Raw genomic sequence first — 6,637 nt, forward strand, 5'->3', positions numbered from 1 at the left:
CAGGTGCAAGATTTTGAGAGAATTGTGCTTCCAAACCTTGCGTCTTCATCGGCCCGCGTCCTGTAGGGGCGAAGCATTCGGGCAATAACCTATCGGTGAAACCGTAGATTTTCTATCCGAATGCTTCGCCCGTACTTTTTGCTGCAAACACTAGGTAAACTGGTTGAATGACAGGAAGGACGGGCTAGAAGCCTAGCCCACAGATAAAATTAGAGAATCTATGTAAAACGGGTCTCCTACCCGTGCAGCTCTGGGATGCTCCTCAAAACCCGCACTAACATAGAGCATAGGGATTTAGATTAACTGCTCTAATTTTGCTCGTAAAGTCTTTTTGCCGAATTTAGTTAGAGTTTGTTGACGCAACCATTGCGGGTGACAACGTTGATCCTGACCTGACAAAATTTCTAAACAAGCTTTAGCCACCTTTTCGGCATCTCGATAGGGAACGCGCCACCCCACCAAACCATCCTGGAGCGGCTCTGCTGAACCGTCCTCATCTCCAGAAATCACGGGAATACCGCAGGCCATCGCTTCTAGGTAAACAATCCCGAACCCTTCCCGGGAAGGCATAACGTAAGCATCGGCCAAACGATAATGGTCCGCTAATTCCTCCGTCGGGACAAAACCGGCGAAAATTACCTGTTTATCCACTCCTAACTGCTTGGTTAAAGCTTCTAACCTTGGGAGGTCGTCCCCTCGTCCGATGACTAGATATTTTACTTCGGGATAAGTCTCTAGAATTGTCGGCAGTGCCCGAATGGTAACATCTACCCCTTTATAGATATCCCCCGACCACAATCGGGCCACTGTTAATAAAACTTTGGCATTTTCCATATCATATTTTTTGATTAATGTCAAGGACTTTTCACCTAAATTAAACTTTTCCTCATCCACCACACAGGGGAGAATTGCTACTTTTTTGGGATCGATAGCGTTAGCCTTACACATAAGATCGCGACTGTAACGGCTAATTGTCCAGATCGATTCGGCCGCTTGCAGGGCCTGTTTTTGGGAATTTGGTAAAGGTTCCCAGACTTCTTTGCCGTAGGTAAGGACGGTGTAGGGTATGTCTAAAGCTTGACAGTAAAGACGGGTGAGGGGGGCTAAATTTATATGACCACAAAAAACCTGTTGGGGACGTTTCTGGAGGAGAGAAACTAAAAACTTAAGGGCTAATTGGATGCGTCCGAGAGTTGCTGAGTTATTTTTCAGGTAATGAAAGGTAATACCTTGATTTTTAAAAGGATTAGGACAATCAGGGGCATCCCGCAGTAAAAAAACCTCGGCCGCCTCAGAATCGGGTAAAGTGAGATAGGCTTGCAGAACATCCTTGATATAGGATTGAATACCACCTTCTTGGGAAAAAATCTCTAAAAATAGGAATATATGAGGCATCATAGAACGTCAGTGTCAAAAAGTTTTGGGTTTGGCGAAAAAATTTTCCCCGATCTTTGATCTGTACTATCACACTTTCTTGATCTATTTCGATCGTTTCCCAAGTAATAGATCCTAACCGCTAACAGTCCGAAAAAGAACAATCTGGTGGCTCTTCTTGCGTGTAACTGCCAGAATCAGGGAAATTCGGATGCTGATAGCTAAAATAACTGATATTAGTCAGTTTAGCTGATAATGCTGGCCAAGGCGATAGATAAACAGTAAAGGACGGGGAAATAGTCAGAATTTTCCAGGATGCCAAAGATAAAGCTATTTCTTTGTCCCCGGTGTCATCGAGGAATCTTCCCTTTTTAACGCTGGATATTTTCGGGAATTACTAGAGATAAAAAAATTAAAGTTACTCAACTGCTCTGACAAAGGTTACAAATGCCCCCAGAACGGTTAAGCTTATTTTAATCTCTGTAATTGCTTTTATGGCTCACTTGACTTCTGAAAGACTCAATTTAACCACAAAGATCGCCTATGGTGCTGGTGATTTGGGACCGGCTATCACTGCCAATATCTCGGTATTTTACCTGCTATTTTTCCTGACTGATGTGGCAGGATTATCGGCAGGATTAGCCGGTAGTGTGCTGATGGTGGTGAGAATTTTCGACGCTATTAACGATCCGATTATTGGCATGTGGAGCGATCGAACTCGTACGATCTGGGGTCGTCGCTTACCATGGATGTTATTGGGGTCGATTCCCTTCGGAATTAGCTATTTTTTACTGTGGTTAATCCCGACTAATAACCAATTATGGTTATTTTTATATTATATTTTTATCGGCATTATTTTTAATTTAACCTATACAGTAGTCAATCTTCCCTACCAGGCACTCACCCCTGAATTAACCTATGATTATAATGAGAGAACCCGCTTAAATAGTTTTCGTTTTGCCTTTTCGATCGGGGGTAGCATTCTCTCATTAATTCTCTATATTCTCGTCTCATCCTCCTATGCCAATGATCTCCATCAAGCTTTTTTATTGTTAGGTGTAGTTTGTGCTTTAATGTCGATTATAGCAGTTATTTGGTGCGCTTTAGTTTTACAAGAACGAGGAGCAAAAGCGATTCTTAATCCCGCTCGGAAAAAAGTTTTGGCAATTGCTTTTATAGTTATCGGTGCGCTTTCCTTTGTCTATGGAGTAGGAAAAATGGGGGGAAATCCCAGAGATTTTATCGCTATTTCTACAATTTTATTAGGAATAGAAGGGATAGTTTCTGGGTTAAATATTTACTATGGTAAAACTGAAAATCATCTCAGGGATGGTGCGGCAATTAAACAGAGAGAAGCGGATAATAATACCGAAACTATTCCCCTGAAAGAACAATTAAAAATAGTTTTTGGTAATCGTCCCTTTTTATACGTTATTGGCATCTATCTTTGTGCTTGGTTAGGAGTACAATTAACCGCCTCGATTTTGGTTTACTACGTCGTCAGCTACATGAGACTATCGGAAGCAGAATCGGGTTTAGTCGCTTTAGCAGTACAGGGAACAGCTTTAGTGATGTTATTTTTCTGGCAAGCAGTTAGTCAGAAATTAGACAAAAAGATAGTCTATTTTTTAGGGATGACATTCTGGATTATTGCCCAAATCGGTTTATTTTTGCTCCAACCAGGAGAAATAACTTTAATGTATACTTTGGCAGTTTTGGCAGGATTTGGCGTATCTGTGGCCTATTTAATTCCTTGGTCAATGGTTCCTGATGTGATTGAATTAGACGAATTAGAAACAGGAAAACGTCGAGAAGGTATTTTTTATGCTTTTATGGTACTTTTGCAAAAAATTGGTTTAGCTTTGGGGTTATTTCTTGTCGGTATTGCTCTAGAAACATCGGGTTTTAAACCGAGAATTCTAGGAGAAGCAATTCCCCTGCAGCCGGATAGTGCTTTAATAGCAATTCGCCTAGCAATTGCGCCTTTACCGGCATTTTTTCTGATCATTAGCTTAATTCTTGCCTATTTTTATCCAATTACTCGCCAAGTTCACGCCGAAATTTTAGACCAATTAGCAGCAAGAAGACAAGAGGAAAAGTAAGTAGTCGTGCAAAATAAATTTCCTAGTGAAGAAAGGCAAAAGGCAAGAGGTAAGAGGCAAGAGGTGGTTAGATATGTGTAATTAATTTTGCTTAGGTACTTAAACATCAGTTGTCGGCCGTCAGGAGACAGGAGATTATTTTTATTTATTCCCGAACTTCCTGCCCATAAAAATCAGCAAACCCTTACCCCAAAGTAATTGTATTGATTTTTGAACTACTTGTTACTGGGTACAATCGACCCGGCAGCATAATGTCTTCAATGAGTATAATGTTATCGATAACTAAATTGTAAAAAAAATGAAATCCTATCCAGTAGAGTTCCGTCAGAAAATCCTAGACTGTTATTATAACGAACCCATCTCTCAAAGACAATTAGCGAAAAGATTCTGCGTAACCTTAAGTTTCGTACAAAAGCTTTTGAAGCAATCTCGAGAAACGGGAGATATTCGACCGAAGACTTATCGATGTGGCCGTCATTTAAAACTTACGCCAGAACAGGTGATCGCCCTCGGTGATTTGATTGAGGAAAATAATGACGCAACTCTAGCCGAACTATCGGAACTATTCCTAGAAATAACTGGTATAGTGTTAAGTGTGGCGACAGTGGCAAGAATAGCCGAACGCTTGAGAATCACCCGCAAAAAAAAACTCTACACCCGACCAGAAAAGAGATAGAAAGAGTCCAAAAACTTAGACAAGAATATAAAGGATAAAATTCGGGATGTATCAGATTAAACCCTAATCTAGCTATAACCAGAATCCAAGCTGGCTCGCTTAAAGTAACTAGAGCGCACGGGACTAGACCTCTTAAAAAAAAACAAAATTTTGCAACTATTACGGAGATTACTAATTATGACCACAAACAATGCCGAGAATAACTCAATCTATCCCGTGCGTTGGCAAGATAACAAAGTTTGGCTGATCGATCAAACCCGTTTACCCATGGAGTATGAGGAAGTTGAGATCACCAGCAGTGAAGCCATGGCCCGGGCGATCGAAACGATGATTGTCCGCGGTGCCCCGGCGATCGGGGTGGCGGCTGCATACGGTATGGTTTTAGGAGCGCAGGAAATTACCACCGACCAGACAGAGGAATTTCTGGCTGATTTAACTAGAATAGCCGATCGATTAGCCCAAACCCGGCCGACGGCGGTGAATTTATTCTGGGCGATCGAGCGAATGTTAAAAGTGGCCAGGGAAAGTGGCCCAGAAGTGGCAGTAATTACCAAAAATCTCCTGGAAACTGCCCACAATATCCAAAAAGAAGACGTGGAAACCTGTCGGGCGATCGGTCATCATGGTTTATTGGCGCTGCCAGAGCAACCAGAAAAACTGACAATTTTAACTCACTGTAATACTGGTTCCCTGGCCACGGCCAGTTATGGTACTGCTTTAGGGGTGATTCGTTCCGCTTGGACGGCGGGGAGATTAATACAAGTGTATGCAGATGAAACCCGGCCAAGGTTGCAAGGGGCAAAATTAACCGCCTGGGAATGTCTGCGGGAGGGAATTCCCGTCACCGTGATCACCGATAGCATGGCGGCCCACTGTATGCAGCAAAAACTGATCGATGCGGTGATTGTTGGGGCCGATCGCATTGCGGCCAATGGGGACACGGCTAACAAAATCGGCACCTATTCCCTCGCGGTGCTGGCAAAAGCTCATCATCTGCCTTTTTATGTGGCTGCCCCCCTATCGACGGTGGATTTTTCCCTTAAAGACGGTACGGGTATCCCGATCGAACAGCGTGATCGTGCCGAAATTTATCAGGTGGGGACAACTACCGTTTGCCCCAGAGATGTTAACTTTTATAACCCCGCTTTCGATGTTACTCCGGCCGCTTTAATTACCGCTATCATTACCGAAAAAGGAGCGGTAACACCGGCTGAATTAATTTTTTTACAGGAATCCTCGGGGTGAGTTTTTTCCCCACTGACACCATTTTTATTTGTTTATATCGATTGGCACAGTGGGGAAAAATTCCGCCTCAATCCCATTGGAGGTGACGGCCAAGGGCGAAAAATAGACAAAAACTACCTCTATCCATAAACTAAAGGACTAGAGTAATTTTGAGAAACTATCTAGTTATCAATAGAATAGTTTGAATTAATTATTGATTACTTAAATCAAGAAACCATAAATTATTTATTAGTTTTAGATTATTTTTTTGTTAATATAGGCTAAAAAATTAATTAAACCAGAGCTTGGTTCTATTCTATGAAAATCCAAGCAGCTCAAAGATGTATTCTTCTTAAAATTATCTTGGCTCTTCTCGACTTTGTGTAATAATTTTTGCCGATCAAATTCTGAAATGTTTACTGGGAAAGACTTTTAGGGCTATTTTGGTGAATAAATCAACTATCAGTATAGGCCTCGTTTCCACACAGAAACCAGAAAAGCCAAATCCTTGCATAATCGAGATTTGTATGATATTATAAAGAAATAATTAAAGCAGAAAATTCTGGGTGATTTGGGTAGATTTGAGTATATTTTAGGGGAGGCTAAGTATATTTGCCATCTCTGCTTTTAGTAAGTATCAATAAAATCAACCGGAAAAAGGGGATTGCCGAATGAAGAATAAGAAAGCGGAATTCAGAGAAGGAGGAAGGGAGTGAAGTCAATGTTAAGGAGCGGCTCGAATAATCGAAAAGCCAAAATTATCAAATCATCACTTACTTCGGCGAAACTGGTCAAAAAATATGGATAAAGTGCGGGTTATCGTTGTAGAAGACCACGATTTAACGCGCATGGGCTTGGTTGCCGCTCTCCAGCATCGAGAGGGTATTCAAGTGGTGGGAGAAGCCATCAGTGGATTACAGGGACTGAAACTGCTAGAGGAGACTAAACCCGATGTAGCGATCATCGATATAGGTTTGCCTATGATCGATGGGATCGAGTTAGTGCGACGCTTCCAACAAAATCGGGGCGAAGACCCCCTGGCCACGAAAATCCTCATGCTAACCATGCACAAAACCCAAGAACAGGTTTTAGCGGCTTTTAGTGCTGGGGCTGATTCCTACTAGACCTCTCCATAATTTAATTAAATCACAATAATAGGATATAATAAAACAAATAGTAACTCAAAAAAAGCCATGAAAAACTACACTTGGGAATACATTCAAAAATATCCGAAACAAACTAAAAGACTATTAGGAATTGA

General features: G+C 41.7%; 4 protein-coding genes and 1 pseudogene. 4 read left to right on the forward strand and 1 reads right to left on the reverse strand.

Translation table 11 applies throughout. The features are described 5' to 3' along the window. Positions 1–294: 294 nt before the first annotated feature. Positions 295–1,398 (reverse strand): glycosyltransferase family 4 protein, encoded by a 1,104-nt coding sequence (locus IM475_RS11825; protein WP_287727675.1) that lies wholly within the window; start codon positions 1,396–1,398, stop codon positions 295–297. A 470-nt stretch (positions 1,399–1,868) separates the two neighbouring features. Between IM475_RS11825 and IM475_RS11830 the strand changes: the two genes are divergently transcribed. From IM475_RS11830 to IM475_RS11845, 4 genes and pseudogenes are all read left to right on the forward strand, one after another. After that, positions 1,869–3,476, forward strand: a complete 1,608-nt coding sequence (locus tag IM475_RS11830; RefSeq protein ID WP_287727676.1) for an MFS transporter — start codon at positions 1,869–1,871, stop codon at positions 3,474–3,476. Positions 3,477–3,774: 298 nt separating this feature from the next. Continuing rightward, entirely contained in the window at positions 3,775–4,152 is a 378-nt protein-coding gene (locus tag IM475_RS11835; protein WP_287727677.1) for a helix-turn-helix domain-containing protein, read from the forward strand. A 177-nt stretch (positions 4,153–4,329) separates the two neighbouring features. After that, positions 4,330–5,397 (forward strand): S-methyl-5-thioribose-1-phosphate isomerase, encoded by a 1,068-nt coding sequence (gene mtnA / locus IM475_RS11840; protein ID WP_287727678.1) that lies wholly within the window; start codon positions 4,330–4,332, stop codon positions 5,395–5,397. 779 nt (positions 5,398–6,176) lie between these two features. Further along, positions 6,177–6,497 (forward strand): annotated as a pseudogene (locus IM475_RS11845) (response regulator); the annotation flags it as partial. Positions 6,498–6,637: the final 140 nt, after the last annotated feature.

The organism is Microcystis sp. M061S2, from assembly GCF_020245605.1.
Taxonomy (GTDB): domain Bacteria; phylum Cyanobacteriota; class Cyanobacteriia; order Cyanobacteriales; family Microcystaceae; genus Microcystis.

What these genes read in the sequence shown, in the direction of transcription:
- IM475_RS11830 (WP_287727676.1), top strand. Translation starts at nt 1,869, where the DNA reads ATGGCTCACTTGACTTCTGAAAGACTCAATTTAACCACAAAGATCGCC.
- IM475_RS11835 (WP_287727677.1), top strand. Translation starts at nt 3,775, where the DNA reads ATGAAATCCTATCCAGTAGAGTTCCGTCAGAAAATCCTAGACTGTTAT.
- mtnA (WP_287727678.1), top strand. Translation starts at nt 4,330, where the DNA reads ATGACCACAAACAATGCCGAGAATAACTCAATCTATCCCGTGCGTTGG.
- IM475_RS11825 (WP_287727675.1), bottom strand. Translation starts at nt 1,398, where the DNA reads ATGATGCCTCATATATTCCTATTTTTAGAGATTTTTTCCCAAGAAGGT.